This is a genomic window from Streptomyces sp. NPDC002176, assembly GCF_044903645.1.
Taxonomy (GTDB): Bacteria; Actinomycetota; Actinomycetes; order Streptomycetales; family Streptomycetaceae; genus Streptomyces.
The window spans coordinates 237,685-262,083 of the sequence record NZ_JBJDQW010000001.1 but is presented as its reverse complement, the minus strand read 5'-3'; the positions used below and the strand labels follow the sequence as shown (position 1 = coordinate 262,083).

The window sequence follows — 24,399 nt, the reverse complement described above, 5'->3', positions numbered from 1 at the left end:
TCCGGGGGCGCCCCCTTTCGCATGGCACCCCCTGCCGCCTGCGGTTCTTCCGCCCCGGCCGCCCGTACTGCGGGCTCGCCGGGTCAGGTGCACGATGGTGGTGTGGGCAGGCGAGAGGAGGCGGCTGCCGATGACTCGGACACCTCCGGAGGCGATCACCCCGATACGGCTGTGGCGCTGGCGGCGCAATCCACTGCGTCGGCGCGGCGACCTCGTCGAGGCGTGGGTCGTGCTCCTCACCTGGATCTTCGTCGTCCTGGGCGGTGTGCTCGCGGGCTGGGCCGCCGCGAGTTCCGTGGACTCCTCGCTGTCCGCGCGCCGCGACCAGGTGCACCAGGTCCGCGCGGTGCTCACCGGACCGGCGCCGAAGACCCCGCCCTCGCGCGGCGGCTACGACGACGAACGCGTGTGGGCCAAGGTGCGCTGGACGGACGGCAAGGGCGCCGTGCACACCGACCGCGCCAAGGTGAGCCCCGGCACCCCGGCCGGGACCACCCTCGACCTGTGGACGGACGGCACCGGGCGCACCGTGCCGCCGCCCGCCTCCATGGCCGAGGCCATGCTCCAGACCGTCCTCACCGGCGTCCTGGTCGCCCAGATCACCGGCACGGTCGTCTGGGCCTCCGGACGGCTGGCGTGCAACTCGCTCGTCCGGCGTCGGCTCGCGGAGTGGGACGAGGAATGGAAACGCGTCGGACCCGAGTGGCGTCGGCTCAGCGGTGGCCGGGGCTGAACCCGGTTCACCCGCGCAGCGCCTCGAAGGCGCGCCGGGCCCCGACCCCGATGGCCAGGTCGATGTCCGGCGCCAGGGACGCCCTGCGGTCCGCGCGGGTCAGCGCCGCCAGTGCCACCCGGTCCCCGGAGTCCGCCTCCACCACCCCGATCTCGTGCCGCAGATGCAGGAACGACCCCGTCTTCCCACTGAACCGCAACGAGTCCGCGCGCAGCTCGCTCACCATCCGGTGGGCGAAGACCTGGAGGCCCATCAGACGGCGCAACTCGGCCGTCGCGCGCGGGTCGGAGATCTCGTCCCGCCACACCCGCTCCAGCAGAGACACCAACGCCCCGGCCGTCCCGGTGCTGGCATGCGCCGGGTCCAGCGACTCGATGGTGTGACGGCCGATGCGCTCGTCGCGTACGGCCAGCTCCAGCGCGAGCGAGAAGTCGTTGCCGGACGCCCCGGCCGCGCAGGCGTACATGTGCCGCAGCCGATGCCGTACCCGCAGGTCCGGGCAGTCCCAGGAGCGCAGCCGGGCGGCCACCTCCGGCACCGGCACCAGATCGAGGAGGAGGTCGGCGGCGACGTTGTCGCTCACCGAGAGCATCATCAGCAGCAGATCGCCGACGGCCAGCGTCGCCGGATGGCGGAACGCGGCGAGCCCGGTCGGACCGGCGCCGCCCGCCGCGGGTACGAAGGTCACGGGCCGGGCGGGGTCCAGTTCCCCGACCGCGATCCGGTCCAGCACCACCAGGGCCAGCGGGACCTTCACCACCGAGGCGAGCGGCACCGGCACGTCGACGTCGAAGCCCAGCTGCTCGCCGGTGTCGATGTTCCGGGCCAGGAACGAACCCCGTACCCCGAGCGCGTCCCACGCGCGGGCGATGCCGTCCGCCACGTCGCGCAGGGGGCCGTCGGTGGCCGTGCGGGTGACCTCGGTGCTCATCCGGCCGCCTCCGCCAGGGTCGTCGCCAGCCACGCCGGGACCTCGCCGGTCTCCCCGTGGCACTCGCTCGCGCCGACCTCGTACCCCCGGTGCAGGGAGGCGTCGGCCAGCGGGGTCCAGCCCGCGCCGTGCTGCCGGGCGAGCGGCTCCGCGCACAGCAGCCGCGCCCGCCCGGCCAGCGTGTCGGCCAGTGCGGCGGCGGCCGGGCCCGCCGGTCCGACCAGCGTCTCGGGCAGCCCGGCACGGGCGATGGATCGGGCCAACCGGTCCTGCGCGTACGGCACTTCGTCCTCCTCCAGGGTCAGGATCGGCAGCCCGGCCACGCCTCGGGCTGGGCGCAGGTCCTCCAGGTGGACGGAGCGCCGCGCGGGCTGTCCCGCCTCCGCCAGGCCGAGCGGGACACGCAGCGCGGCCCGCTCTGGGGCCACGCGGAGCAGGGCGTAGGCCAGCGAGCCGTCGCCGAGCGCCGACTGCCGCTGTGCGGGCGGGAGTTCGCGTACGGCCAGCGTGGTGCCGTGTTCCGTACCGGCGCGGATCACCCCGGCCAGCGCCAGTGGCGCGCAGTGCGCGGGCACCCCCACGACCCGTATCCGCGCGGCACGCGCCGAGCGGGCGGCCTGCCCGAGCCGTTCGGCCCGCTCCAGCACGTCCCGCGCGTACGGGAGCAGGGAGCCGCCGAACTCCGTCACCGCGACCTGCCGCCGCGACCGGTCGAACAGCTGGCCGCCGAAATGCGTCTCCAGCGACTTGATGCGGCGGCTGAGGAGCGGCTGCGCGATCCCCAGCCGGTCGGCCGCGCGCGAGAAGCTCATCTCGTCGGCCGTCGCGGTGAACGCCGCCAGATGCGCGAGCAGATCCATCCAGGAGTCATATCAATAAGTCATGGCACGTTCAAAGTTCACTCTTGGACATGAGCGGTGCCCTGCTGTTTCGCTGTCCCCGTCGGTGATCCAACGTCCCCGACGGCCCAACTCCCCTGGAGGAAACCGCACATGACCCGTGCCACCCCGGTACCGCGCCGCAGCCTGCTCCGCGCGGGCGCCGCCCTCACCGCGGCCGCCGCCGCGACCTCCGCCACCCCCGCGTGGGGCGCCGCGAACGGCCCGGCCGACCCGCGCCCCGAGCTGGCCGCCCTGGAGAAGCGGTACGGCGCGCGGCTCGGCGTGAACGCGCACAATCCGCGCACCGGGGCGACGGTGGCGTACCGCGCCGACGAACCGTTCGCCATGTGCTCGACGTTCAAGGCGATCGCCGCCGCGGCCGTCCTGCGCGACCACGGCGGCCGCGCGGCGCTGGACGAGGTGATCCACTACCCCCCGGCGGACATCCTGCCCAACTCCGAGCAGACCAAGGCCCACCAGCAGACCGGGATGGCGCTGGGCGACGTGTGCGCGGCCGCCATCCAGTACAGCGACAACACGGCGGGCAACCTGATGCTCCGCCGGATCGGCGGTCCGGCCGGACTCACCCGCTTCTTCCGCTCCCTCGGCGACCGGGTGAGCAGGCTCGACCGGTGGGAGACCGATCTGAACACCGCCGTACCCGGTGACCCGCGCGACACCACCACGCCGCGCGCCCTCGGCCGCACCTTCGAACTGCTCACCCTGGGGCGGGCGTTGTCCCACGCCGACCGGGAACAGCTCGTCGAGTGGCTGCGCGGCAACACCACCAGCGCCAAGCGATTCGGCGCCGGTCTGCCGCCCGGCTGGCTCCTCGCGGACAAGACCGGCACCGGCTCCTACGCCACCGCCAACGACCTCGGCGTCGCCTGGACCGGCAAGGGGACGCCCCTGCTGCTGTCCGTGCTGTCCACCAAGCCCGACCCCGAAGCGCCGGTGGACGACGCGCTGATCGAGGAGACGGCACGCCTCCTCGCGGCCACCCTGGCACCGGGCGAGTGATGCTCTCAACTCCTGCAAAATTGACGGGAGTTGTAAAGGCGACAAGACTCTGACCGTCCTCGTTCCGCCTCGGGCGGGCGAAGGGACGAAGGGCGCCGCGCGCCGGTTCGCGCGCGCCCGGCCACCTCCCACACCTTTGAACGGACAGAGGCTCACCTTGGCACGCTCGCAACCAGCCAGATTTCTCGCCACGGCCGCCGCGGCCTTCCTCGCTGCGGCCGCCGCGCCCCTGGTCGGCGCCACCGCCGCCCACGCCCAGGAGGGTGGCGACTGCTCGTCCGCCACCGTGCAGTACCGCCTGGTCGACGCCGACGGCAAGGTCGTCGGCCCCGACTGGTCCTCGCAGGGCGGGTTCCACCGCTGGGACTCCGCCCCCGGCACCGTCGAGGTCCGCCTCGCGCCGGGCCAGAGTGTCGGCGAGGGGTGCGCTTACCCCGTCTCCCTGGCCGAGTACACCACCGAGGGCCCGGACTGGGCCTCCTCGGGCCGCCAGGAAATGATCGACAAGGCCACCGTCCGCCTCACCGCGAAGGATGTCGCGGGCAAGGACGACCACGGCCGCACCTGGCAGAAGCTGAGCGTGAAGGCGCCTTCCTGCTTCGGCCAGATCGACCTGTACGGCGAGGACGTGACGTACGACGGCAAGGAGGGCGAGGGCCACGGCCCGCTGCCCGACGTGCGCGCCGGTGTCCTCACCCCGTACCACCTGATAGCCGCCTGGAACGGCGGGGACAAGCGGTGCGAGCCCGGTACGCCGGAGTCGGCCACCCCCAGCCCGTCCGCGCCGGAGACCTCCGCGAGCCCGGCGCCGAGCGCGCCGCCCGCCGGGAGTGAGCCGAGTGCCCCCGCCGAGGGCGGCCAGCCCCCGGTGAGCCCGAAGCCCGGCGCGACGCCGTCCACCAACCCGGACGTGCCGCCGGTCCGGTCGAGCGCGCCCGCCCCCAAGTCCTCGCCGAACGGCGGCAACCCGCCGCTGGCGGAGACCGGTGCGAGCGCCCCGGTCGGCATGCTCGCGGGTGGGGCCGCGCTCGTGCTGGCCGTGGGAGCCGGAACGGTGTACGCCTCGCGCGCACGCCGTTCCTGACCCCTCCCGCGTCACCGGCGCGGGAAGGGGAGGCAGGAGGGGGAACCGTCGGCGGACGGTTCCCCCTCTTTCCGCGTTCCCACGCCTTTGACCTGCATGGACGGACTGCGTACCCGATCTTTGCCGGGCCGGTTTCCCAGTACCGGCAGTAACATGATGATCTTTCTCCGGAAGTTACTAGCCAGTCAACCAGGCGTCGCCCGCGCGGGTGCGCCCTCCTCCGGAGATGACCATGTCCTCTGCCGATGAGGCGTTGGAAAACGCCCGTACCACCTATGAGCAGCACGTGCGGACCTGCCGCCAGTGCCGGGCCGACGGCGCGGCCTGTGCCGTCGCCAAGGTCCATCTGCGCGGCTACAACAACGCCCGCCGCGACCACCTCCGCGCCACCGGCGGCACGCCGCACAGAGGCTGACCCTCACCGCGCGGAAAAAAAGGTTGGCCGGCGATGTCGAGAACCCGTGTCCGGCTCCGTCCCCGCTGCGAACGCGACCACAATGGGTCGCATCAGCGAGGAGGACCACGATGGCCAAGTACCTGCTGCTCAAGCACTACCGCGGCGCCCCGGCCCCGGCCAACGACGTACCCATGGACCAGTGGACGCCGGAGGAGATCTCGGCCCACCTGCGGTACATGAACGAGTTCGCCGCCCGCCTCCAGGAGACCGGCGAGTTCGTCGACAGCCAGGCACTCGCCCCCGAGGGGACCTTCGTCCGCTACGACGGCGAAGGGCGCCCGCCGGTCACCGACGGCCCCTTCGCCGAGACCAAGGACCTCATCGCGGGCTGGATGGTGATCGACGTCGACAGCCACCAGCGGGCCCTCGACCTGGCCGGGGAACTCTCGGCCGCCCCCGGAGCCGGTGGCAAGCCGATCCACGAGTGGCTGGAGCTGCGCCCGTTCCTGGGCGACCACTGCCACGTCACGGACTGACCCGGACGATGGACGAGGCCCTGCCGCGCAGCCTCACCCCACAGGTGCTCGCCGTCCTCGTACGCCGCGGAGCAGACTTCGCGGCGGCCGAGGACGCCGTGCAGGACGCCCTGGTCGAGGCGCTGCGCGTCTGGCCGGGCGACCCGCCGCGCGACGCGAAGGGCTGGCTGATCACCGTCGCCTGGCGCAAGTTCCTCGACGCGCACCGGGCGGACACCGCCCGCCGACGGCGCGAGGACCGCGTCGACGAGGAACCGGCACCCGGTCCCGCGGCCGCCGGGGACGACACCCTCCAGCTGTACTTCCTCTGCGCCCACCCGTCGCTGACGCCGTCGTCGGCGGTCGCGCTCACCCTGCGCGCCGTCGGCGGCCTCACCACCCGCCAGATCGCCCAGGCGTACCTGGTGCCCGAGGCGACCATGGCGCAACGGATCAGCCGCGCCAAGCGCACCGTCTCCGGCGTACGCCTCGACCGGCCCGGCGACGTGGCCACCGTGCTGCGCGTCCTCTACCTGGTCTTCAACGAGGGCTACTCCGGCGACATCGACCTCGCCGCCGAGGCCGTCCGGCTCACCCGGCAGCTCGCGGCCGCGATCGACCACCCCGAGGCGGCGGGACTGCTCGCCCTCATGCTGCTCCACCACGCCCGGCGCGCCGCCAGGACCGCGCCCGACGGCAGCCTGGTGCCGCTCGCCGAGCAGGACCGCGGCCGGTGGGACACCACGGCGATCACCGAGGGCGTCGCCGTCCTCCAGGCGGCTCTGACCCGCGACCGGCTGGGCGAGTTCCAGGCCCAGGCCGCCATCGCGGCACTCCACGCCGACGCGCCCACCGCCGAGGAGACCGACTGGGTGCAGATCGTCGAGTGGTACGACGAGCTGACGCGTCTGACCGGCAGCCCGGTCGTCCGGCTCAACCGCGCGGTCGCCGTCGGTGAGGCCGACGGACCACGCGCCGGGCTGGCGGCGCTCGCGGCACTGGACGACTCGCTGCCCCGGTACACCGCGGTGGCGGCGTACCTCCACGAGCGGGACGGCGACCCGGTGACGGCGGCACGGCTGTACGCCGAGGCGGCCCACCGGGCGACCAGCCTCCCCGAGCGCGACCACCTCACCCGCCAGGCCGCCCGGCTGAACTCCCGCCAGTCCCGCTGACGTTCAGAGCGGGGGAGTGTCGCCGGTCTCCAACAGCGAGCGGGCGCCCGCCACGGCGGTGGGCGCGGCCGAGGCTGCGGAAGGGAAGAGCCGGGTCCAGGAGCGGGCCCGGCCCAGCGCGCCCAGCCGCCACGCGAGCCGTACGGCGCGCCGGAGTTCCGCCGCCGACAGCCCGACGTCCGTCCACGGCTCCAGGTAGGCGTCCCGCAGCCGCGGCAGCAGCTCGGGCCCGTACCGCTCGCACGCCCGCTGGGCCGGGACGCGCAGACTGGCGAAGGGGTGCGAGACCACGGAGTCCCCCCAGTCGAAGTAGGTGAACCGGCCCGGCCCGGGGTGGAACAGCTGGCCCTCGTGCAGGTCGGCGTGGTCCAGCGAGTCGGGGACGCCGAGCGAGGCCAACTCCGCGCACCAGTCCGCCAGCCGGGGGCGCAGCGCGTCGAGCCGCGCCCGCTGGTCCGGGTCCAGGGAGCCGTTCCCGGCCCGGAACCGGTCGAAGGACGCGGGTACTTCGGGCACCCGCAGCCTCGGTACGCCCAGTCCGGCGAGTTCGTCCGCGCGCGGGACCAGGGCGCGCTGCATCCGGGCGTACCCGGTGAGCAACTCCTCCCACACGCGCGGCGGCACATCGCCCCGCGTCTCGCGGAAGAGCGGGCCGCCGTCCGGCAGCAGCGACCAGCCACGCTCCGCGTCCACGGCCAGCGGCCGCAGCACATGCTCCGGCACCCAGCGGGACAGCGCGGCGGTCAGCGGCCCCTCGAAGGCACTCGCGGGCGGGTTCGCCTTGAACCACACCGGGGCACCCCCGGCCACCGGAATCCGCATCGACACCGACCACGGCCGCACCCGAACCCGAGGCACCCCACTCAACCGCAGCCCCTGACCTGCGAGTCGGCCTTCCACCCAGTCGAAGACCTGGCCCCGCCACGCCTCCCGCTCCCAGGGCGTCACCACATCCGGGTACGTCCCCCGGTCCACATCAGCCGTGCGTTCCATCGGCCCATCCCAGCACGCGAAACCCCCTCCGGCCAGGGGTTTTCACCGCCCCACCGACCGCGCGGACCGACGGCCGCTCAGCGGCCGTAACGCCGCTCGCGGGCCGCGTACGAGCGCAGGGCGCGCAGCAGGTCGATCTGGCGGAAGGCGGGCCACAGCACGTCGACGAAGTGCACCTCCGCGTACGCCGACTGCCACAGCAGGAACCCGGAGAGGCGCTGTTCGCCGGAGGTGCGGATGACGAAGTCGGTGTCGTGCCCGGCGGGGGAGTACAGGTTGTCGGTGATGTGCTCCAGGTCGAAGTCGGCGGCCAGGTCGCGCGGGTCGCCCCCGGCGCGGATGTGCTTGTCGAAGGCGGCGCGCACCGCGTCGACGATCTCCCGGCGCCCGCCGTAGCCCACTGCCACGTCGACCTTCAGGCCACCCCGGCCGGTCGTCGTGGCGGCGGCCTCCTTCAGCACCCGCGCGGTGTCGCCCGGCAGCAGGTCCAGCGCGCCGATGATCTCGATCTCCCACGGCGCGTCCGTGGCGCAGACCCGGCGCACGGTCTCCTCGATGATGTCGAGCAGCGGCTCAAGTTCGGCGGCGGGACGGTGCAGGTTGTCGTCGGAGAGCATCCACAGGGTGACATGGCTGATCTCGGCGTCGGCGCACCAGTGCAGGAAGTCCGTGACCTTCGCGCCACCGACGCGATAGCCCTCACGGACGTCCGTGTGCCCGGCGCCGCGCGCCCAGCGCCGGTTGCCGTCCAGCATGATCGCCACATGCCGGGGCCGGGGCAGGCCCTCCAACTTGCCGTGCAGCCGCCGCAGATACACCGCTTCCAGCGCCGAGCGCAGTGCCTTCCATGCCACGCCGAGATCCTTCCAAGGCCGGGGGGAACGAGGTCGCAAACGATAGCCGCATTTGCCGGGGGCGCATCGCCCGGCCGCCTTCCGACCGCTCCCGGCAGGGGCGTTACGCTGCCGCGGTGACCGGCCGACCGATCAGCCGACGTGGGCTGCTGCGGTCCGCCCTGCTGGGCGGACCGGCCCTCGCGCTGCCCGGCTGCGCCCGGGGCGACGGCCCGCACCGGCGGCTCACCCTGGCCACGGGCGCGCCCGGCGGGCCGTACCACGCCTTCGGTCACGCCCTCGCCGAGCAGGCCGCGCGCACCCCGCCGCACCCGCGCATCGCCCCGGTCAGCACCGCCGCCAGCGTGGACAACCTGCGTCGGCTGGCGGCCGGTTCGGCGGACCTGGCCCTCGCCATGGCAGACGCCGCCGAGCAGGCGCTGCACGGAGCGGCGCCCTTCACGGCTCCGGCCCCGGTGACCGCGCTCGCCCGGGTCTACGTCAACTACACACATCTGCTGGCGCGTGCCGACGGCCCGGTGCGCTCGGTGGCCGACCTCGCGTGCCGCCCCGTCGCCACGGGCGCCACCGGCTCCGGGGCCCAGGTGCTCGCCGGGCGCCTGCTGGAGGTGGCCGGTCTGACGGGCGGCCGCGCGGTGCGCGAACAGCGGCTGGAGCTCGCCGAGTCGGTGGCCGCGCTGCGCCGGGGCACCGTGGACGCCGTGGTCTGGGCGGGCGGGGTGCCCACCCCGGCCCTGTCGGCCCTCGCTCGTGAACTCCCGCTGCATTTCCTGCCGTTGGAGGCCGAGGCGGAGGCGCTGCGCGCGGCGTACGGCCCGGTGTACTCGGCGGTCACTCTCCCGGCGGGGGTGTACGGGCTCACCCGGCCGGTCACCACCATCGGCGTCGGCAACTATCTGCTGGCCCGCACAGAGGTTCCGGAGCGGGAGGCGTGGGACGTGCTGCGGGTGGTGTTCGACCGGTGGCGGGTGCTGCTGCGCGAGGTGACCGCGGGCGCGCGACTGGAACCCCGCTTCGCCGTCGCCACCGGCGATCTCCCGCTGCATCCGGGGGCCGTGGCGTACTACCGGTCCGTGTACGGCTGACACGGCAGCCACAGCTCCACCAGCAGTCCGCGCGGAGTCGCGGCCCGTACGGTCAGCCGTCCGCCGCTGAGCCGGGCGATCTCGTCCGCGATGGCCAGGCCCAGGCCGGTACCGGGCACGTTCTGATGCTCGGGAGCACGGACGAAACGCCGTGTGAGGAGCGCGAGTTGGTCCTCGGGGACGCCGGGCCCGTCGTCGGTCACCCGCACCACGACCTGACCGTCCCCGGTGCTCTCGGCGGCGACGGTCACCCGGCCGCCGGACGGCACGAACTTCACCGCGTTGTCCAGCGCCGCGTCCAGCACCCGCCCCACCGCGTCCGGCACCGCCCGCACCCGCAGCCCCACAGGCACCCCGTCCGCGGTGAGCGTCAGCTCCGAGGCGTCGAACACCGGCTCCCAGGCCGCCAGCCGGGCCGTCACCGCGCCGGACAGGTCCTGCTCGACCTGCTCGGCCGAACCCGACTCCACCCGCGCCAACGCCATCAGGCCGTCGAGGAGTTCGGCCAGCCGCTCGGTCTCGTCCAGGGCGCGGGCGTGCTCCTGGCGGCCGGGGCCCGGCGCGAGATGCGGTTCCACGTTCTCCAGTTGCAGCACCAGCGTGGCCAGCGGATTGCGCAACTGGTGCGAGGCGTCCGCGACAAACGCCCGCTGGCGCCCGATCGAGTCCGCGACGGCCTCGGCCATCGCGTTGAACTGCTCGCGCAGACTGCGCAGTTCGGGCGGCCCGGTGTCCGACACGGCCCGCGCCTCCAGCCTGCCCGACGCCAGCCGCGCCACCGCTTGGTCGAGATCGCGGACCGGACGCATCAGCCAGCGGGTGATCCCCGCCGCCACCAGGCCCGCCGCCGCGAAGGCGGCCAGCGCGCCGCACCCGATCAGGAGCCAGCGCACGGTCACGTCCCGGCGTGCCGCCCCCGTCGGCACGGCCATCAGCACCGCCCCGCTCACCCGCTCGTCCCGGCCCACCGGCTCGGCCAGCACCAGCCGGTGCGGACCCCACGGCCGCACCGTCGGCAGCCGCTCGGTGGACCGGCCGGTCAGCGCCCGGCCCAGCGCCTCCCGCGCCTCGGCCGACGGCACCGGACTCCCCGCCCGCGCGACCGTCCGGCCCACCGTGTCGGAGACCGCCACCGAAGCGCCGTACAGCCCGGCGTACCGGCGGATCTCGGTGGACAGCTCGGCGCGGTCGGCGGGGGAGCGGACCCGGTCCGCGAGATCGGCGAACCGTACGGCATCCGCCCGCCGTTGGAGCAGCAGATGCTCGGTGCGGCCCGCGGCGAAGGACTCGGCCAGCGGGACGGACAGCAGCAGCGCCGCCACCCCCATCAGCACCATCAGCACGGCCAGCAGCCTGCGCCTCATCGCGTACCCGGCGAACCCAGCTGGTAGCCGAACCCCCGTACGGTACGGACCAGTTCGGCCCGGCCCGTCTTGGCGCGGACCCCGGCCACATGCACGTCCAGCGAGCGGGACGCGGCGAGGAACGCGTCCCCCCAGATCCGGTCGAGGATCTCCTCGCGAGAGTGCACCTCCTCCGGCCGGGCGGCCAGCACCGCCAGTACGTCGAACTCGCGCCGGGTGAGCCGTACTTCCGTACCCGCGACGGTGACCGTGCGGCCCGCGAGGTCCACCTCCACGTCCCCGGCCCGCACCGGGCCCCGGTCGGCGTCCGCGCGCGACGGCGGCACGACCGCGCCGGTGCGGCGGCGGACGGTGTCGATGCGGGCCATCAGCTCGTTCATCCGGAACGGCTTCACCACGTAGTCGTCCGCGCCCGCCCGCAGCGCCTGCACGATGTCCCGTTCCTCGCAGCGGGCCGTCACCACGATCAGCGGCGCCCCGCACACCGTGCGCAGCCGCCGCAGCAGCTCGAGACCGTCCAGGTCGGGCAGTCCGAGGTCCAGCAGCACGAACTCGGCCTCCCGTACGTGCCGCAGCGCGTCCAGGGCGCGGGCGGCCCGGCGCACGGTGTGGCCGCGCTGGGCCAGGGCCGTGGTGAGCGCCTGGGCCATCCGGTCGTCGTCCTCGACGAGCAGGGCGTGCATGGGGAGTCCTCGTGCCGTGGTGACCTGGGCCGCAGCTTACGCAGTCGACCGGATCGGGGCCGTCGTCGGGTCAGCCCGCCTTCGCCGGGGTGAGCGCGGAACCGGTGTCCGCCTCCGCCTCGGCCCGGCTCAGCGCGGCGTCCCGGGTGTCCGGCATCAGCACATAGGTGACCAGCGAGACCAGCGCGCACCCCGACACGTACCAGAAGAACATCTCCTCGTGCCCGGCGTCCTTGAACCACAGCGCCACGTACTCCGCCGTCCCACCGAACAGGGCGTTGGCCAGCGCGTACGGCAGGGCCACACCGAGCGCGCGGACCCGGGTCGGGAACAGCTCCGCCTTCACGGCCGCGTTGATCGAGGTGTACCCGGTGACGATCACCAGCGCCAGCAGGGAAAGGCCCAGCGCCGACCAGTACGAGTGCGCCGACCCCAGTGCCGTCATGATCGGATACGTGCCCACCGTGCACCCCACCGCGAAGGTGATCAGCAGCGGCCTGCGGCCGATCCGGTCGGAGAGCATCCCGGCCAGCGGCTGGATCGCCGCGAACACCGCCAGCGCGGTGAAACTCACCAGCGTGGCCGTCGACTTGGCCATGCCCGCGCTGCCGATCAGGTACTTGGTGAGATACGTGGTGTACGTGTAGTAGGCCACCGTGCCGCCCAGGGTGAGCGCCATCACCAGACCGGCCTGCCGACGGTGCTCCCACAGCGCCTTGAGCGAGCCGCGCGCGGTGTCGGTGCCGCCGCCCGTCTCCTCGGTGAACGCCTCCGTCTCGGTCAGCCGCCGCCGCAGCCAGAACACCACCAGCGCGAACACCGCGCCCAGCACGAACGGCACCCGCCAGCCCCAGCTCTGCAACTGCTCGGTGGTCAGGGTGTGCTGCATCGTGATCAGGATCGCCAGACCGAGCAACTGCCCACAGGTCATGGAGACGTACTGGAAGGACGAGCCGAGCCCGCGCCGGTTCCGCGCGGACGCCTCGGTCAGATAGGTGGCGCTGGCCGCGTACTCGCCGCCGATGCTCAGCCCCTGGAGCAGCCGCGCCAGCAGCAGCACCAGCGCGCCGAAGTAGCCCACCTGCCCGTAGGTCGGCGCGACGGCGATCAGCAGGGCCGCCACCGACATCAGGGTGACGGTCAGGGTCAGCGCGCTCTTGCGGCCGTGCCGGTCCGCCGCCCGCCCCAGCACCCAGCCGCCGACCGGCCGCATCAGGAACCCGACCGCGAAGATGCCCGCGGTGTTGAGCAGCTTGGTCGTCGGATTGTCGCCGGGGAAGAAGGAGTCCGCGAAGTAGATCGCGAAGCTGGCGTAGACGAACCAGTCGTACCACTCCACGAGATTGCCCAGCGACCCGCCGATCAGGGCGAAGCGGCGGGCGGCGGGGGTCAGCGTGGGCGGTGCGGCGGACGCGGACATGGCGGCTCCAGACAAGGGGGGACGGGGGCCGACGCCGTGGGACGCCGGACCCGAGTGCCGCCCGAGCATGCGCCGCCCACCCGCCCCGGACAAGGGACGACGCGCAGATCTAACACTCCGCTAAGGAAGCGGCCGCTCCAGCCGCAGGTACAACCGGGTGCCGCCCGGGCGGAAGCCGACCCGCTCGTACACCCGCCGGGAGCCGTCGCCCGAGTACTCCAGCCACACCGACTCCGCGCCCCGTTCGAACATCACCCCGGCCAGCGCGGCGGTGACGGCCGCCGCCACTCCGCGTCCCCGGTACGCGGGCCGCGTGCCCACCCCGGCCAGCTCGGCCGTGCCCTCGGCGGGTGCCGAGCAACTGGCCGCCCCGGCACAGCCGCCGTCGTCCGCGCGGACGAACCGGACGGCGCCGCCGCGGTCCTGCGTCCGCCGCAGCCGGGCCGCGCCCTCGGCGGACGCCGGGAACTCCCCGTCGAACGCCTCGGCGAGCGCCGTGTCGATCTCCGTGAACTCCTCGTCCGAGGACGGGGTCTCGGCCTGGGGGAGGCCGGTGGGGAGGGTCAGGGTGGCCGGGGTGCAGACCAGGTACTCGTGTACCGCCTCGGTGCTGAAGCCCGCCCGGCGCAGTGCCGGAGCCACTTGCAGCGCGGCGTCCGGGGCGAACTCCAGCCGGGGGAGCAGGCCGCGCCCGCGGAACTCGGCCACCAGGGCGGCCACGTCGGCCTCCGTGGGGCTGGTCCCGGGCAGCGGGGTCGCGTAGTTGACGTAGGGGCTGGTCGTCGCGGGGTCGAAGCCCGCCACGAATCCGCCGACCCGGACCGGTTCCGGGCGGCGCAGCAGGTTGGCGGCGGCGAAGTTCTGCACATCGAAAGGCACGACATCAAGGGGCACGGCACCGCACGCTGCCACAGCGGGTCCGCCCGGCCAACCGAATTGTGTCCCTGGTGCCGAAGTCGTCCTGGATGTATCGTCCAGAACTGGAAAACCCGTCCAGAACCTATGGAGGCGGTGTCGGTGGGGTCCGAGGACGAGCATCTGCTGGGCGAGGCCGAGAAGGTCGCCGTCGCGCTGGGGCGGATGTTCCCGGGGCTGTGCGAGGTCGTGCTGCACGATCTGCGGGACCCGGACCACGCGATCCGGACCATCGAGAACAACCTCTCCGGCCGCGCCCCCGGCGACCCCGCGACCGAGCTGGGCCTGGCCCGCATCGCGGACCCCGACTACCCGGACGTCGTACAGAACTACCCCAACCGCTTCCCCGACGGGCGCCCCGCCAAGAGCACCTCCATCGGCATCCGGAACAGCGCGGGCGAGTACATCGCGGCGCTCTGCCTCAACCTGGACGTGTCCGTGCTCTCGCCGGTCGCGCTCGCCCTGGCCAACCTGGTCGCCACCGGCACCGAACACGGCGCCGAGCCGCCCGAGACCCTGCGGGACCGGCGCTCGCGGGAGCTGCGCGGGACAGTGGAGGAACTGGCCGCGCGGCGCGGGGGCACCCCGAGATCGCTGGGCCGGGACGCCAAGCGCGAGCTGGTACGGCACCTGCACGGCGAGGGCTGGTTCGACGCGCGGGACGCCGCCCAGACCATCGCCGACCTGCTCGGGGTCTCCCGGGCGACCGTCTACAACTACACCAAGTAAGCGCCCGAAATCACACCCTGGGGGACCCACCATGCCCGCCGAACCGCACCTCACCCTCGACGACGTCCGCGCGGCCGCCGCCCGCCTGGCGGGCGTCGCCCATCGCACCCCCGTCCTCACCTCGCGCACCCTCGACGCCCGGGTCGGGGCGCGGGTGTTCATCAAGTGCGAGAACTTCCAGCGGGTCGGCGCCTTCAAGTTCCGGGGCGCCTACAACGCGGCCAAGCAGCTGCCGCCGGAGCAGCTCGCCAAGGGCATCGCCGCCTTCTCCTCCGGCAACCACGCCCAGGCGGTCGCGCTGGCCGCCCGGGAACTCGGCACCACCGCCGTCATCCTGATGCCCGAGGACGCGCCGGAGTCCAAGAAGCAGGCCACCCTCGGCTACGGCGCGGAGGTCGTCACGTACGACCGCTACACCCAGGAGCGCGGCGCGCTCGGCGAGGGACTGGCGAAGGACCGGGGGCTGGCGCTGATCCCGCCCTACGACCACCTCGACGTCATCGCGGGCCAGGGCACGGCCGCGCTGGAACTCCTGGAGGACATCGGGGAGCTGGACGCGCTGGTGGTCCCGGTGGGCGGCGGCGGGCTCATCGCGGGCAGCGCGGTCGTGGCGAAGTCCCTGTACCCGGCGGTGCGGATGATCGGCGTGGAGCCGGAGGCGGGCGACGACACCAAGCGCTCGCTGGAGTCGGGGGAGCGCGTCACCATCCCGGTGCCCCGCACCATCGCCGACGGGCAGATGCTGCCCAGTCCCGGCGAGATCACCTTCGCGCTCAATCAGCGGCTGGTCGACGCCATCGCGCTGGTCAGCGACGAGGAGATCGTCGACGCCATGCGGTTCGCCTTCGAACGCCTGAAGATCGTCCTCGAACCGAGCGGTGCCACCCCGCTCGCGGCCCTGCTGTCCGGGCGCGTCGAGAACCTTCCGCCACGCGTGGGCATCATCGCCTCGGGCGGGAACATCGACACCCGGCGCTTCGCGGAACTCACCGCGGGCTGAGCCGGGCACCGGCCGCCGTGCCCCCGGTGTGCGGGGGCACGGCGAGTGGCGGGGCGGATCAGACGGTGCCGCTCGCGGAGACCGCCACCTTGGCCTTGGGGGCGCCGCTGCCGCTGCCGAGGGACTCGACGCGGTCCACGATGTCCTGGCCCTCGACGACCTCGCCGAAGACGACGTGCTTGCCGTCCAGCCAGGGGGTGACGACCGTGGTCACGAAGAACTGCGAGCCGTTGGTGTTCGGGCCCGCGTTCGCCATGCTGAGCAGGTACGGCCGGTCGTGCTTGAGGTTGAAGTTCTCGTCGGGGAACTTCTCGCCGTAGATGCTCTTGCCGCCGGTGCCGTTGCCGTTGGTGAAGTCGCCACCCTGGAGCATGAACTGCGGGATGACGCGGTGGAACGGGGAACCGGCGTAGCCGAAGCCGTGCTCGCCGGTGGCCAGCTCGCGGAAGTTCTTGGTGGTCTTGGGCACGACGTCGTCGAAGAGGCGGAACACGATCCGGCCCGCGGGCTCGTCGTTGATGGTGATGTCGAAGTACACGTTGTCGCTCATGGAGATCAACCTACCGCCGGTCGGTCCCGGACGTTCGCCGGAGCCGGGCCCGGCGGACCGGGTCGGGGCGGTCCTTTTGCGGGTACTCCAGGTGAAATGTGCACACGCAAACAGTCATCGAGATCGCCAAGTGAGCCTATCGTACGCGATGTCGGCCCGAATCCGGGCCTGCCGCATACGCACAGGCAAACCCCGCCCGCCGCTACCAGCTCACCGGCAGTGTTCTCGGACCGCGAATCAGGCCGTCCCGCTGGAACTCGACGTCCTCGGGTGGTACGGCGAGCCGCACCTCCGGGAACTCCGTCATCACGGCCTCGATCAGCACCTCGGCCTCCATCCGGGCCATCAGCGCGGCGAGGCAGAAGTGTGGACCGTGCCCGAAGGCCACATGGCCCGCGCCGGAGCGGTCGAAGTCCAGCAGGTCCGGGGTGGGGAAGGCGGACGGGTCGCGGTTGGCGGCCACGTAGGCGTTGTAGACCACGTCCCCCTTGTGGATCAGATGGCCGCCGATCTCCACGTCCTCCAGGGCGATACGGGGGATGCCGACGCCGTTGCGGTGCGGGACGAACCGGAACAGCTCCTCCACCGCCTTCGGCAGCAGCTCCGGCTCCCGGCGCAGCCGCTCGAACTGGTCCGGATGGGTGAGCAGCGCGTACATCATCGAGCCGCTGTTGTTGCGCACGGCGTGCCCGCCGCTGACGTACACGGCCATCGCCAGCGAGATCGCCTCGTCGTCGGTGATCTCCCCGCTCGCCGAGGCGGCGGCCAGCACTCCGGCCAGGTCGTCGCGGGGCTCGGTGCGGCGGCGCTCCAGCAGTGCGACGACCCGGCTCCGGGTGTCCTGGCGGGCCGCCTGATTGCGCTCCTTCGCGTTCGCCTTGGTCAGCAGCGCCTCGGAGTTGCCCGCCCAGTTGCGCCAGTCGTCCTCGTCGGCGCCCAGGAAGGCGCAGACCACCGCGATCGGGAACGGCGTGTACAGATGCTCCATGAGGTCGCCGGGGGCGCCCGCGCGCCGCATGCCCCGCAGCATCTCGCGGGCGGTGCGCTCGGCCAGCGGCCGCAGCCGGGCCATGCTCTTCGCGGTGAACGCCCGCGCCACCACCCGGCGCAGCACGGTGTGCCGGGGCGCGTCGATGTACTGGAGACCGGCCGTCTGCGAGGCCACGGTCTGCGGCGCCATGGTGGTCACCGAGCGGCCCCGCAGCTCCGCCCGGGAGAAGCGCGGGTCGGAGGTGACGAAGCGGACGTCCTCGTAGCGGGTGACCAGCCATGCGTGCCCCTCCCCGTAGGGCAGCTGGATGCGGGTGACCGGCTCGTCGCGCAGCAGCGAGTCCAGGAACGGATCGGGGTCCAGCGCGGGCAGGTCCTCCACCAGCCAGGGCCGCACCGGCGGCGGGGGCGGTGAGGACGGGGGTACGGGTTCGACGGACGCGGAGTCGAAGGTCATGGCGGGTCCCTTCTCCAGCAGTGTCCGCCAGCCTCCCGCAGCCTTGGGCGGGCCGCATGCGGGGTTCCGCCACATCAGCGGTCCCCCTGCCGCGCCGGAGCGTGATCAGGGGGACCGATGGGGCCGGGAGGTCACCACCGAAGGATCACCAGTAGTGCCGACGGCCGGCGACAGCGTGACCGGTGGCGCCGAGAATCCACAGGATGGCGCCGATCACCGCGAGAATGATGCCGATCGTCCACAGGATCGAGATCCCGGTGAGAAAACCGATGATGAGCAAAATGACACCGATGGCGAGCATGGTGTGCCTCCAGCCGTAGGAGAAGTACCTGCTCTTCTAGTGCCCCCATGCGGGACACATTCTCACTCCGGACCGGGAAACCTGGACATCCTTTCGGGCCGCTCCGCCCCGGACGGAGTTTCCGCAGCTCAGTGGTGTGGCGGACCGTCGTCGGGAGTCGGGGGCAGCGCCAGATGGGCGAGGTCGCCGGGCGGCGCCGAGCGCACCGGCCACAGCGGGGCGGCCTGACCGTCCGCGACGGCCGCGGGCGCGTCGGTCAGGTTCATCCGCTCGCGCAGCCGTCCGTAGAAGTCCATGGGACCCAGCCGCACCGCCCGCAGCCGCCGGGGGGACGCGTACACGCCGATCCAGTCGCCGGGGTTGAGTACGCCCCTGACCTGGCCGTCGATGCTGACGGCGGCCCGGCCGGAGCGCTCCAGCACCCGGAACGCGATCGGCTCGTCCGGCGCGGCCAGCACCGAGCGGTCGAACGTCATGTGCGGGGCGACCGGTGTGAACAGCAGCCCCTCCATGCGCGGCGAGACCACCGGACCCCCGGCGGCGAAGCTGTACGCGGTCGATCCCGTGGGGGTGGCCACCAGCAGCGCGTCGGCGGAGTACGAGGCGAGCAGCTGCCCGGCGATGTACACGCCCACCGAGACCTGCCGGTCCCGGGTCAGCTTCTCCACGACCACGTCGTTCAGCGCGGTGACGTTCAGGGCCACGCCCCAGTCGTCACCGACCGTGCACTCACCGCGTACCCGTGGCGGCGGCAGCATCGGGCCGCGCCCGTAGCGCACCAGGTCCGCCATGTGGGCGGGGACGCCCAGCGGGCACGAGGCGCGCATGGTGAGCAGCATCCGGCTCTCGACCTCGTACCGGCCCTCCTGCACCGCGTCCAGCGCGGCCCGTACGGCCGGGGCGGGCACCTCGGTGAGGAAGCCGACCCGGCCGAGGTCCACCCCGAGCACCAGGGCGTCGTTCTCGGCCGCCAGCCGGGCGCCGCGCAGGAAGGTGCCGTCGCCGCCCAGGGTGACGATGAGGTCCGGGTCGCCCGCGCTGTCGACCTCCTCGCGGGCGCTGTGCCGGGCGCCCTCCTGCCAGACGTCGATGTCGGCGCAGCCCACGTCGTGCTCGGCGCACCACGCGCGCACCGCGTCCGCCGCGGCGAGCGCGGCCGGGCGCCCGGCGTGCACGACCAAGCCGATACGGTCCACCGTCATCCCGACACCCGCCTCCCAACCGACCCGTACGACCGCCCCATCCTCACTGGGAGGCGGAGACGGGTACGGGACGCCACGCCGCTGGGCGCTGCTGGCTGGCGGTGCCTGGCGCTACCTCGCGGTGCCGAAGTCCTGGGTCCAGTAGCTGCCGGGCTGGGCGAGGCCCACGCCGATCTCCTTGTAGGAGCAGTTCAGGATGTTCTCGCGGTGGCCCGCGCTGTTCATCCAGCCGTCCATGACCTGCTCGGGCGTCGAGTAGCCGTAGGCGACGTTCTCGCCGTACGCGCTCCACTGGTACCCGGCGGCGGTGATGCGCGAGCCCGGGTCGGAGCCGTCGGAGCCGGTGTGCGACATGGTGTTGTGCGCGGCCATGTCGGCGCTGTGGTCCTGCGCGGCCTTGGACAGCGTCGAGTTGAGCTTGACCGGGGAGCAGCCGACCTTGGCGCGCTCGGCGTTGACCAGTTCCACGACGCGGGCGATGTCACCGGACGCGGTCGCGGCGGGCTGCGGGGTGCTGGGCGCGGCGGCGGTGGCGGTCCGCACGGGGCGGGGCCGGGTGGAGACCTGGCGCACGGTCGGCGTGGAAACGGGCTTCGCGGAGGCCGACTTGGCGACGGCGGGCTTGGCGGTGACTGGTTTGGCGGTCTTGACGGGCTGGGCGGCCGCGGTGGTCTTCGCCGCCTCGGGGGCCGTCGTGCGGGCGGTGCGGTGGTGGGCGGGCGCCGAGGCGGGCCGGTGCTCGGTGCGGGCGCTCGGGGAAGCGGAGGGCGTCGTGGAGGCGGGCCGCTCGCGCACCTCGTGCGCCTCGTGACGGGGGCTCTGCTCCGTCCGCCAGGCGGTGGCCTCGGTCTGCTGCCGGGAGTCGTCCTTCCAGTCGACGCAGGCCACGGCGGCGGTCGGTACGCCCACCGCGCCGACGGCGACGGCGGCTATCAGCACCCGCCGGTACTGCTGGTTCTTACGGTGCTTTCCCATGCGTGAAACCTCATTCGGTAGACGCCGGGCGCCGCCGCGCGGCTTCCTCTTGCTGGAACCCGCCTCCCGAACAGCAAAAAGACGCCCTGCGAGTCGTCATTCTTAGGACGGCCACACAAGGCGTGCAAAGAGACTGTCGTACTAATGCGCTTCGTAGACCTGTGAGCCCCTTGCCAAGGTCACGAAGGCGTGCCGACCCGGCACCAGCGGCTTTTGCCCGCTGCTGCCGGGCCGTCAGAACCCCGCATGATTTGCGAAAGCGAGGGTTCCTGGCCGACGGAGGGGCCGGTCCAGGGGACAGCATGATCCAAATGCCCGCCAAGACGGACAAAGCGCACTTGTCGTCACGGCTCGTCACCTACTAAGGGACCCCCGTAGGTCATCGGAGCCTGTGAGGGATGTCACGGAACCATCCCCTTCTCCGGCCGCTCGCGGGGCTACAGGTTCTCCGCGAAGAAGGACTTCAGACGCTCCAGCGCGGGGCCGGTGAACTTGGGCTGGTCGTACAGGTCGTAGTGGCTCGCGCCCTGGACGACGAAGATGTCCTTCTTCGCCGAGCGCGCCCGGTCGAACAGCTCGAAGCCGTCCCGGTACGAGCCGAAGCCGCCCGGCACGTCACCGACGACGATCTGCAGCGGCTGGGTCAGCAGCACCTCGGCCAGGTGGAAGGCGTCGAACGCGAAGGCGGCCTCCAGCCCCGAGAAGCGCAGCTTGTTGGGGGAGTTGGGGTGCTGCCCGCGCTCGGTGGTGTAGTAGTCGACGGCCTCCACGATGTCGACGTCGGTCATCCCGGCCTGCTCGCGCTCCGCCTCGGAGCCAGGGATGTAGCCGGTGGTCACCGGCTCCGCGCCGCGTGCCTCCGCCGTGCGCTGCCTGCCGATCGCCTCCAGCGCGTGGAGCGCCGCGTCCGGGGTGAGGTCGCCCTCGCGCATCAGGCGGCCGTAGTTGGCGCCGACCACCGTGGCCAGGGCCTTGATGCGGTGGTCGGTCATCGTGGCCTGGGCCGCGTAACCGCCGCCACCGCAGACGCCGACGACACCGATCCGCTCCTCGTCCACGTAGTCGAGGGTGACGAGGTGATCCACGGCGCAGCGGAAGTCCTCGACACGGGTGGCCGGGTCCTCCAGATACCGGGGCTCCCCGCCGCTCTCGCCCTGGTGCGACGCGTCGAAGGCCAGGGTCACATAGCCCAGCTTGGTCAGCGCCTCGGCGTAGACGGCGCCCGCGGTCTGCTCCTTGCAACTGCTGATGGGGTGGGCGCAGATGATCGCCGGGTACTTCCTGGCCGGGTCGAAGTCTTCCGGCAGACGCAGGTCCGCCGCCACGTCCCAGGTGCGGTTCTTGAACCGTACGGATTCCATGGGTACTGCTCCTCAATTGTTCCGAGAAAACCCAGAGGGCCTTTCACCTCCACACTCACCCCGGCCGGGCGCCCGCACAATGGGCCGCCCGCAGCCCCCGACCCGGTTGTCCAGGGACAATCCTGGCCCCCTCACCGTGCGGCGCTTTTCTGTGACACTCGATCCATGAGCGGTCAGCGTGACTCCAATGAGCTGGGGGAATTCCTCAAGGCCCGGCGATCCGGCATCAGCCCCAGGGAGGCCGGGCTCCCCGAGGCGGGCGCCCGGCGCCGGGTCCGGGGGCTGCGCCGCGAGGAGGTCGCCCTGCTGGCGTCCATCAGCACCGACTACTACACCCGCCTGGAGCAGGGGCGCAGGCGGGCGTCCGCACCCGTGCTGAACGCGCTCGCCGCGATCCTGCGCCTCTCCGAGGAGGAGCGGGCCTATATGTTCGAGCTGGCCGGAAAATCCCTCGCGCGGCCGCCCCGCCGTACCGTGCAGAAGACCCATCCGCAATTGCACCGGGTGCTGAACGAACTCACCACGTCCCCCGCGCTGGTCATGGGCCGCCGAATGGACATCCTCGACTGGAATCCCATGGCGGCCGCACTCCTCACCGATTTCTCGCGCATTCCGGAGAGGCACCGCAATTACGTGTGGCTCGTCTTCTCCGACCCCGCGATGCGCGAACTCCACGCCGACTGGGAACACACCGCCCGGTCCTGCGTGGCGATGCTGCGGAGGGAGGCGGGCCGCGATCCCGAGGACCAGCGGATGGCCGCGCTGGTCGGTGAACTGTCCGTACGGGACGACGACTTCCGGCGCTGGTGGGGCGACCACCGCGTCGCCGGGCTGAGCCGGGGCGACAAGGTGCTGCGGCATCCCCTGGTCGGCGAACTCACCCTCGACTGGGACGCCCTGGCCTGCGCCGGTGACCCCGACCAGCAACTCGTCGTCTGGACCGCCGAACCCGGCACCCCCTCCCACGACGGCCTGCGCATCCTGTCCTCCTGGGCGGCGGACGCCCGCCATGACACGCCGCAGGGGCGGCGCGGCGGCTCAGCCTGACACGTCCATCCGCTGGGTCCCCACGACCGCGAGCAGCCGGAGCGCCTCCTCCGAGGCCGAGCCGGGTGTGGCGGTGTAGAGGATGAGCCGCTGATCCCGGTCCGGGACGTGCAGGGCATCGCAGTTGACGGTCAGCGGGCCGACCACCGGGTGGTGGAAGGTCTTGGCCAGGGTCGGCAGCACGGACACCTCGTACTCCTCCCACAGCCGGGCGAACTCCTCGCTGCCCGCCAGGAGTTCGGTCACCAGGCCGGTCACCTCGGGGGAGTCGGGGTAGCGGGCGGAGGCCGCGCGCAACCGCTGTGCCGAGTCGCGGGCGAACTCGGCCGCGTCCGAGACGCCGTACAGCGGGGGCCCGTCCGGGGGCGAGTCGAGGAAGACGCGGCGGATCAGATTGCGGTCGCGGCGGGAGAGCGCGGAGAAGTCCTCCATCAGCGCGGCCGCCAGGTCGTTCCAGGCGAGCACCTCGCCGATCGCCGACGTGACGATGGCGGCCGTCCCCGGCAGCCGGGTCAGCAGGTCCAGGATGCTCTGCCGCACCTCGCGCGGCGGACCGGACGGCGGGGCCGGGGGCGCCCCGGCCAGGTGGTGCAGATGGTCGCGCTCGGCGTCGGTCAGCCGCAGCGCCCGCGTCAGCCCGGACAGCACCTCGCGGGACGGGCGCGGGCCACGCGCCTGCTCCAGCCGGGTGTAGTACTCGGTGGAGATGAACGCCAGTTGCGCCACCTCCTCGCGCCGCAGCCCCGGCGTACGGCGGCGCGGCCCGGCGGGCAGACCCACCTCCGCCGGGCCGATCCGCTCGCGCCTGTCACGGAGGAATGCCGCCAGTTCGTCTCGGTCCACGGCTCCAGTCTGCGCCGTTCCGGCGGGGTCAGCCAGGTACCGCCTGTGCCTGGATGAGCGGGGCCGGGCGGCGCAAGCTCGACTGTATGAACCCCACACCGACAGACACGTCCGCCACCACCGGACTGCTCCCCGGCAAGGTCGCCTTCATCACCGGCGCCGGACGCGGTATCGGCGCGGCCGCGGCCCGGCTCTTCGCCCGCGAGGGGGCGCGGGTCGTGCTCGCCGCCCGCAGCGAGGACCAGCTGAAGGCGGTCACCGACGAGATCCGGGCCGAGGGCGGCACCGCCGACTACGTGGTCTGCGACCTGGCCGACGGGGACGCGGTGCGTTCGGCCGTCGACCGCGTCGTACAACTGCACGGCCGTCTCGACATCGCCTTCAACAACGGGGCCGCCAACCAGGCGCCCGGCCCGCTGGACGAGCTGTCCGAGGACGAGTTCGACCGGCTCTACACCGTCAACCTCAAGGGGCAGTGGCTCGCCATGAACGCCGAGGTCGCGGCGATCCGCGCCACCTCCGGCAGCGGAGCCATCGTCAACAACTCCTCCGTCGGCAGCCTGCGCGGCAACCCCGAACTGCCGGGCTACGGCGCGATGAAGCGGGCCCTGAACAGCATCACCGAGTCGGCCGCCGTCACGTACGGCCCGGAGGGCATCCGCGTCAACGCCATCGCACCCGGCAACACGGCCACCGAGATGATGCGTTCCTGGGAGGAGAAGTCGCCGGGCCTCCAGGGGCGGCTCCAGGCGCATACCCCGCTGCGGCGGGACGCCCGGCCCGAGGAGATCGCGGAGGCCGCGGCCTGGCTGCTGAGCGACCGCGCCTCGTTCGTCACCGGCGCGGTGTTGCGGGTGGACGGCGGCGCCCTCACCTGAGAAGGCGGGGCGCCGT

At 73.0% G+C, this 24,399-nt stretch carries 26 protein-coding genes; 11 read left to right on the top strand and 15 right to left on the bottom strand.

Translation table 11 applies throughout. The features are described from left to right. The first annotated feature begins 130 nt into the window (after window positions 1-130). Entirely contained in the window at window positions 131-733 is a 603-nt protein-coding gene (locus ACI2LY_RS01130; RefSeq protein ID WP_404705244.1) for a hypothetical protein, read from the top strand. Window positions 734-740: 7 nt separating this feature from the next. On the opposite strand, the gene ACI2LY_RS01125 is transcribed toward ACI2LY_RS01130, so the two are convergent. Together ACI2LY_RS01125 and ACI2LY_RS01120 are read right to left on the bottom strand one after the other, a co-directional pair. Beyond that, window positions 741-1,664 (bottom strand): serine hydrolase, encoded by a 924-nt coding sequence (locus ACI2LY_RS01125; RefSeq protein WP_404705243.1) that lies wholly within the window; start codon window positions 1,662-1,664, stop codon window positions 741-743. Then, window positions 1,661-2,524: a LysR family transcriptional regulator gene (locus ACI2LY_RS01120; protein WP_404705242.1), complete on the bottom strand. Its 864-nt coding sequence runs from the start codon at window positions 2,522-2,524 to the stop codon at window positions 1,661-1,663. Before ACI2LY_RS01120 ends, ACI2LY_RS01125 begins: the two co-directional genes overlap by 4 nt. A 132-nt stretch (window positions 2,525-2,656) precedes the next feature. On the opposite strand from ACI2LY_RS01120, the gene bla reads away from it, so the two are divergent. The 5 genes from bla (at window position 2,657) to ACI2LY_RS01095 (ending at window position 6,736) form a co-directional block, all read left to right on the top strand. Next, window positions 2,657-3,565 carry a class A beta-lactamase gene (bla, locus tag ACI2LY_RS01115; RefSeq protein WP_404705241.1) on the top strand — a complete coding sequence of 303 codons (909 nt, stop codon included), beginning with the start codon at window positions 2,657-2,659 and terminating at the stop codon, window positions 3,563-3,565. 157 nt (window positions 3,566-3,722) lie between these two features. Beyond that, the gene (locus tag ACI2LY_RS01110; RefSeq protein WP_404705240.1) at window positions 3,723-4,649 is read left to right on the top strand and encodes a hypothetical protein; all 927 of its coding nucleotides are present in this window, start codon (window positions 3,723-3,725) and stop codon (window positions 4,647-4,649) included. 232 nt (window positions 4,650-4,881) lie between these two features. After that, on the top strand, window positions 4,882-5,064 hold the full coding sequence (locus ACI2LY_RS01105; RefSeq protein ID WP_393604639.1) for a hypothetical protein: 183 nt from the start codon (window positions 4,882-4,884) through the stop codon (window positions 5,062-5,064). Window positions 5,065-5,174: 110 nt separating this feature from the next. Continuing rightward, window positions 5,175-5,582 (top strand): YciI family protein, encoded by a 408-nt coding sequence (locus ACI2LY_RS01100; RefSeq protein WP_404705239.1) that lies wholly within the window; start codon window positions 5,175-5,177, stop codon window positions 5,580-5,582. Between the two features lie 8 nt (window positions 5,583-5,590). After that, window positions 5,591-6,736: an RNA polymerase sigma factor gene (locus ACI2LY_RS01095; RefSeq protein WP_404705238.1), complete on the top strand. Its 1,146-nt coding sequence runs from the start codon at window positions 5,591-5,593 to the stop codon at window positions 6,734-6,736. A 3-nt stretch (window positions 6,737-6,739) separates the two neighbouring features. Here ACI2LY_RS01095 and ACI2LY_RS01090 read toward each other — a convergent pair whose 3' ends face one another. Together ACI2LY_RS01090 and ACI2LY_RS01085 are read right to left on the bottom strand one after the other, a co-directional pair. Then, window positions 6,740-7,729, bottom strand: coding sequence for a phosphotransferase (locus ACI2LY_RS01090; protein WP_404705237.1), 990 nt, complete (start codon window positions 7,727-7,729; stop codon window positions 6,740-6,742). A gap of 77 nt (window positions 7,730-7,806) precedes the next feature. After that, a complete protein-coding gene (locus ACI2LY_RS01085; RefSeq protein WP_389000190.1) occupies window positions 7,807-8,583 on the bottom strand; it encodes an isoprenyl transferase in 777 nt (258 codons plus the stop codon). A gap of 116 nt (window positions 8,584-8,699) precedes the next feature. Between ACI2LY_RS01085 and ACI2LY_RS01080 the strand changes: the two genes are divergently transcribed. Further along, window positions 8,700-9,668 carry a TAXI family TRAP transporter solute-binding subunit gene (locus tag ACI2LY_RS01080; RefSeq protein WP_404705236.1) on the top strand — a complete coding sequence of 323 codons (969 nt, stop codon included), beginning with the start codon at window positions 8,700-8,702 and terminating at the stop codon, window positions 9,666-9,668. Here ACI2LY_RS01080 and ACI2LY_RS01075 read toward each other — a convergent pair. From ACI2LY_RS01075 to ACI2LY_RS01060, 4 genes are all read right to left on the bottom strand, one after another. Continuing rightward, window positions 9,647-11,032: an ATP-binding protein gene (locus tag ACI2LY_RS01075; protein WP_404705235.1), complete on the bottom strand. Its 1,386-nt coding sequence runs from the start codon at window positions 11,030-11,032 to the stop codon at window positions 9,647-9,649. The genes ACI2LY_RS01080 and ACI2LY_RS01075 overlap by 22 nt on opposite strands. Then, a complete protein-coding gene (locus ACI2LY_RS01070) occupies window positions 11,029-11,715 on the bottom strand; it encodes a response regulator transcription factor (RefSeq protein WP_404705234.1) in 687 nt (228 codons plus the stop codon). The genes ACI2LY_RS01075 and ACI2LY_RS01070 overlap by 4 nt, the downstream gene beginning before the upstream one ends. A gap of 70 nt (window positions 11,716-11,785) precedes the next feature. Then, a complete protein-coding gene (locus tag ACI2LY_RS01065; RefSeq protein ID WP_404705233.1) occupies window positions 11,786-13,135 on the bottom strand; it encodes an MFS transporter in 1,350 nt (449 codons plus the stop codon). Window positions 13,136-13,255: 120 nt separating this feature from the next. Continuing rightward, on the bottom strand, window positions 13,256-14,014 hold the full coding sequence (locus ACI2LY_RS01060) for a GNAT family N-acetyltransferase (protein WP_404705232.1): 759 nt from the start codon (window positions 14,012-14,014) through the stop codon (window positions 13,256-13,258). A gap of 123 nt (window positions 14,015-14,137) precedes the next feature. Here ACI2LY_RS01060 and ACI2LY_RS01055 point away from each other — a divergent pair, with 123 nt between their 5' ends. Together ACI2LY_RS01055 and ACI2LY_RS01050 are read left to right on the top strand one after the other, a co-directional pair. After that, on the top strand, window positions 14,138-14,779 hold the full coding sequence (locus ACI2LY_RS01055) for a transcriptional regulator (RefSeq protein ID WP_404705231.1): 642 nt from the start codon (window positions 14,138-14,140) through the stop codon (window positions 14,777-14,779). A gap of 31 nt (window positions 14,780-14,810) precedes the next feature. Then, entirely contained in the window at window positions 14,811-15,779 is a 969-nt protein-coding gene (locus ACI2LY_RS01050; RefSeq protein ID WP_404705230.1) for a threo-3-hydroxy-L-aspartate ammonia-lyase, read from the top strand. 58 nt (window positions 15,780-15,837) lie between these two features. On the opposite strand, the gene ACI2LY_RS01045 is transcribed toward ACI2LY_RS01050, so the two are convergent. The 6 genes from ACI2LY_RS01045 to ACI2LY_RS01020 all read right to left on the bottom strand — a co-directional run bounded on the left by ACI2LY_RS01045 (window position 15,838) and on the right by ACI2LY_RS01020 (window position 21,615). Beyond that, entirely contained in the window at window positions 15,838-16,329 is a 492-nt protein-coding gene (locus ACI2LY_RS01045; protein WP_393914449.1) for a peptidylprolyl isomerase, read from the bottom strand. A 202-nt stretch (window positions 16,330-16,531) separates the two neighbouring features. Next, window positions 16,532-17,776: a cytochrome P450 gene (locus ACI2LY_RS01040; RefSeq protein WP_404705229.1), complete on the bottom strand. Its 1,245-nt coding sequence runs from the start codon at window positions 17,774-17,776 to the stop codon at window positions 16,532-16,534. Window positions 17,777-17,921: 145 nt separating this feature from the next. Next, on the bottom strand, window positions 17,922-18,077 hold the full coding sequence (locus ACI2LY_RS01035; RefSeq protein ID WP_135793346.1) for a DUF6131 family protein: 156 nt from the start codon (window positions 18,075-18,077) through the stop codon (window positions 17,922-17,924). A 128-nt stretch (window positions 18,078-18,205) separates the two neighbouring features. After that, window positions 18,206-19,279 carry an NAD(+)/NADH kinase gene (locus ACI2LY_RS01030; RefSeq protein ID WP_404705228.1) on the bottom strand — a complete coding sequence of 358 codons (1,074 nt, stop codon included), beginning with the start codon at window positions 19,277-19,279 and terminating at the stop codon, window positions 18,206-18,208. Window positions 19,280-19,390: 111 nt separating this feature from the next. Next, the gene (locus tag ACI2LY_RS01025) at window positions 19,391-20,254 is read right to left on the bottom strand and encodes a CAP domain-containing protein (RefSeq protein WP_404705227.1); all 864 of its coding nucleotides are present in this window, start codon (window positions 20,252-20,254) and stop codon (window positions 19,391-19,393) included. A gap of 437 nt (window positions 20,255-20,691) precedes the next feature. Then, on the bottom strand, window positions 20,692-21,615 hold the full coding sequence (locus tag ACI2LY_RS01020) for an alpha/beta hydrolase (protein WP_404705226.1): 924 nt from the start codon (window positions 21,613-21,615) through the stop codon (window positions 20,692-20,694). Between the two features lie 165 nt (window positions 21,616-21,780). On the opposite strand from ACI2LY_RS01020, the gene ACI2LY_RS01015 reads away from it, so the two are divergent. Then, a complete protein-coding gene (locus tag ACI2LY_RS01015; RefSeq protein WP_404705225.1) occupies window positions 21,781-22,662 on the top strand; it encodes a helix-turn-helix domain-containing protein in 882 nt (293 codons plus the stop codon). Here the strand turns inward: ACI2LY_RS01015 and ACI2LY_RS01010 are convergent. Next, window positions 22,654-23,505 (bottom strand): helix-turn-helix transcriptional regulator, encoded by an 852-nt coding sequence (locus ACI2LY_RS01010; protein WP_404705224.1) that lies wholly within the window; start codon window positions 23,503-23,505, stop codon window positions 22,654-22,656. The two genes, ACI2LY_RS01015 and ACI2LY_RS01010, sit on opposite strands and share 9 nt — an antisense overlap. A gap of 86 nt (window positions 23,506-23,591) precedes the next feature. Between ACI2LY_RS01010 and ACI2LY_RS01005 the strand changes: the two genes are divergently transcribed. Then, on the top strand, window positions 23,592-24,383 hold the full coding sequence (locus tag ACI2LY_RS01005; protein WP_404705223.1) for an SDR family NAD(P)-dependent oxidoreductase: 792 nt from the start codon (window positions 23,592-23,594) through the stop codon (window positions 24,381-24,383). Window positions 24,384-24,399: the final 16 nt, after the last annotated feature.

Excerpts from the sequence above, each read along its gene's own strand:
- ACI2LY_RS01130 (WP_404705244.1), top strand. The coding sequence starts at position 131 with ATGACTCGGACACCTCCGGAGGCGATCACCCCGATACGGCTGTGGCGC.
- ACI2LY_RS01125 (WP_404705243.1), bottom strand. The coding sequence starts at position 1,664 with ATGAGCACCGAGGTCACCCGCACGGCCACCGACGGCCCCCTGCGCGAC.
- ACI2LY_RS01120 (WP_404705242.1), bottom strand. The coding sequence starts at position 2,524 with ATGGATCTGCTCGCGCATCTGGCGGCGTTCACCGCGACGGCCGACGAG.
- bla (WP_404705241.1), top strand. The coding sequence starts at position 2,657 with ATGACCCGTGCCACCCCGGTACCGCGCCGCAGCCTGCTCCGCGCGGGC.
- ACI2LY_RS01105 (WP_393604639.1), top strand. The coding sequence starts at position 4,882 with ATGTCCTCTGCCGATGAGGCGTTGGAAAACGCCCGTACCACCTATGAG.
- ACI2LY_RS01100 (WP_404705239.1), top strand. The coding sequence starts at position 5,175 with ATGGCCAAGTACCTGCTGCTCAAGCACTACCGCGGCGCCCCGGCCCCG.
- ACI2LY_RS01095 (WP_404705238.1), top strand. The coding sequence starts at position 5,591 with ATGGACGAGGCCCTGCCGCGCAGCCTCACCCCACAGGTGCTCGCCGTC.
- ACI2LY_RS01090 (WP_404705237.1), bottom strand. The coding sequence starts at position 7,729 with ATGGAACGCACGGCTGATGTGGACCGGGGGACGTACCCGGATGTGGTG.
- ACI2LY_RS01075 (WP_404705235.1), bottom strand. The coding sequence starts at position 11,032 with ATGAGGCGCAGGCTGCTGGCCGTGCTGATGGTGCTGATGGGGGTGGCG.
- ACI2LY_RS01070 (WP_404705234.1), bottom strand. The coding sequence starts at position 11,715 with ATGCACGCCCTGCTCGTCGAGGACGACGACCGGATGGCCCAGGCGCTC.
- ACI2LY_RS01065 (WP_404705233.1), bottom strand. The coding sequence starts at position 13,135 with ATGTCCGCGTCCGCCGCACCGCCCACGCTGACCCCCGCCGCCCGCCGC.
- ACI2LY_RS01055 (WP_404705231.1), top strand. The coding sequence starts at position 14,138 with ATGGAGGCGGTGTCGGTGGGGTCCGAGGACGAGCATCTGCTGGGCGAG.
- ACI2LY_RS01050 (WP_404705230.1), top strand. The coding sequence starts at position 14,811 with ATGCCCGCCGAACCGCACCTCACCCTCGACGACGTCCGCGCGGCCGCC.
- ACI2LY_RS01045 (WP_393914449.1), bottom strand. The coding sequence starts at position 16,329 with ATGAGCGACAACGTGTACTTCGACATCACCATCAACGACGAGCCCGCG.
- ACI2LY_RS01040 (WP_404705229.1), bottom strand. The coding sequence starts at position 17,776 with ATGACCTTCGACTCCGCGTCCGTCGAACCCGTACCCCCGTCCTCACCG.
- ACI2LY_RS01035 (WP_135793346.1), bottom strand. The coding sequence starts at position 18,077 with ATGCTCGCCATCGGTGTCATTTTGCTCATCATCGGTTTTCTCACCGGG.
- ACI2LY_RS01030 (WP_404705228.1), bottom strand. The coding sequence starts at position 19,279 with ATGACGGTGGACCGTATCGGCTTGGTCGTGCACGCCGGGCGCCCGGCC.
- ACI2LY_RS01025 (WP_404705227.1), bottom strand. The coding sequence starts at position 20,254 with ATGGGAAAGCACCGTAAGAACCAGCAGTACCGGCGGGTGCTGATAGCC.
- ACI2LY_RS01020 (WP_404705226.1), bottom strand. The coding sequence starts at position 21,615 with ATGGAATCCGTACGGTTCAAGAACCGCACCTGGGACGTGGCGGCGGAC.
- ACI2LY_RS01015 (WP_404705225.1), top strand. The coding sequence starts at position 21,781 with ATGAGCGGTCAGCGTGACTCCAATGAGCTGGGGGAATTCCTCAAGGCC.
- ACI2LY_RS01005 (WP_404705223.1), top strand. The coding sequence starts at position 23,592 with ATGAACCCCACACCGACAGACACGTCCGCCACCACCGGACTGCTCCCC.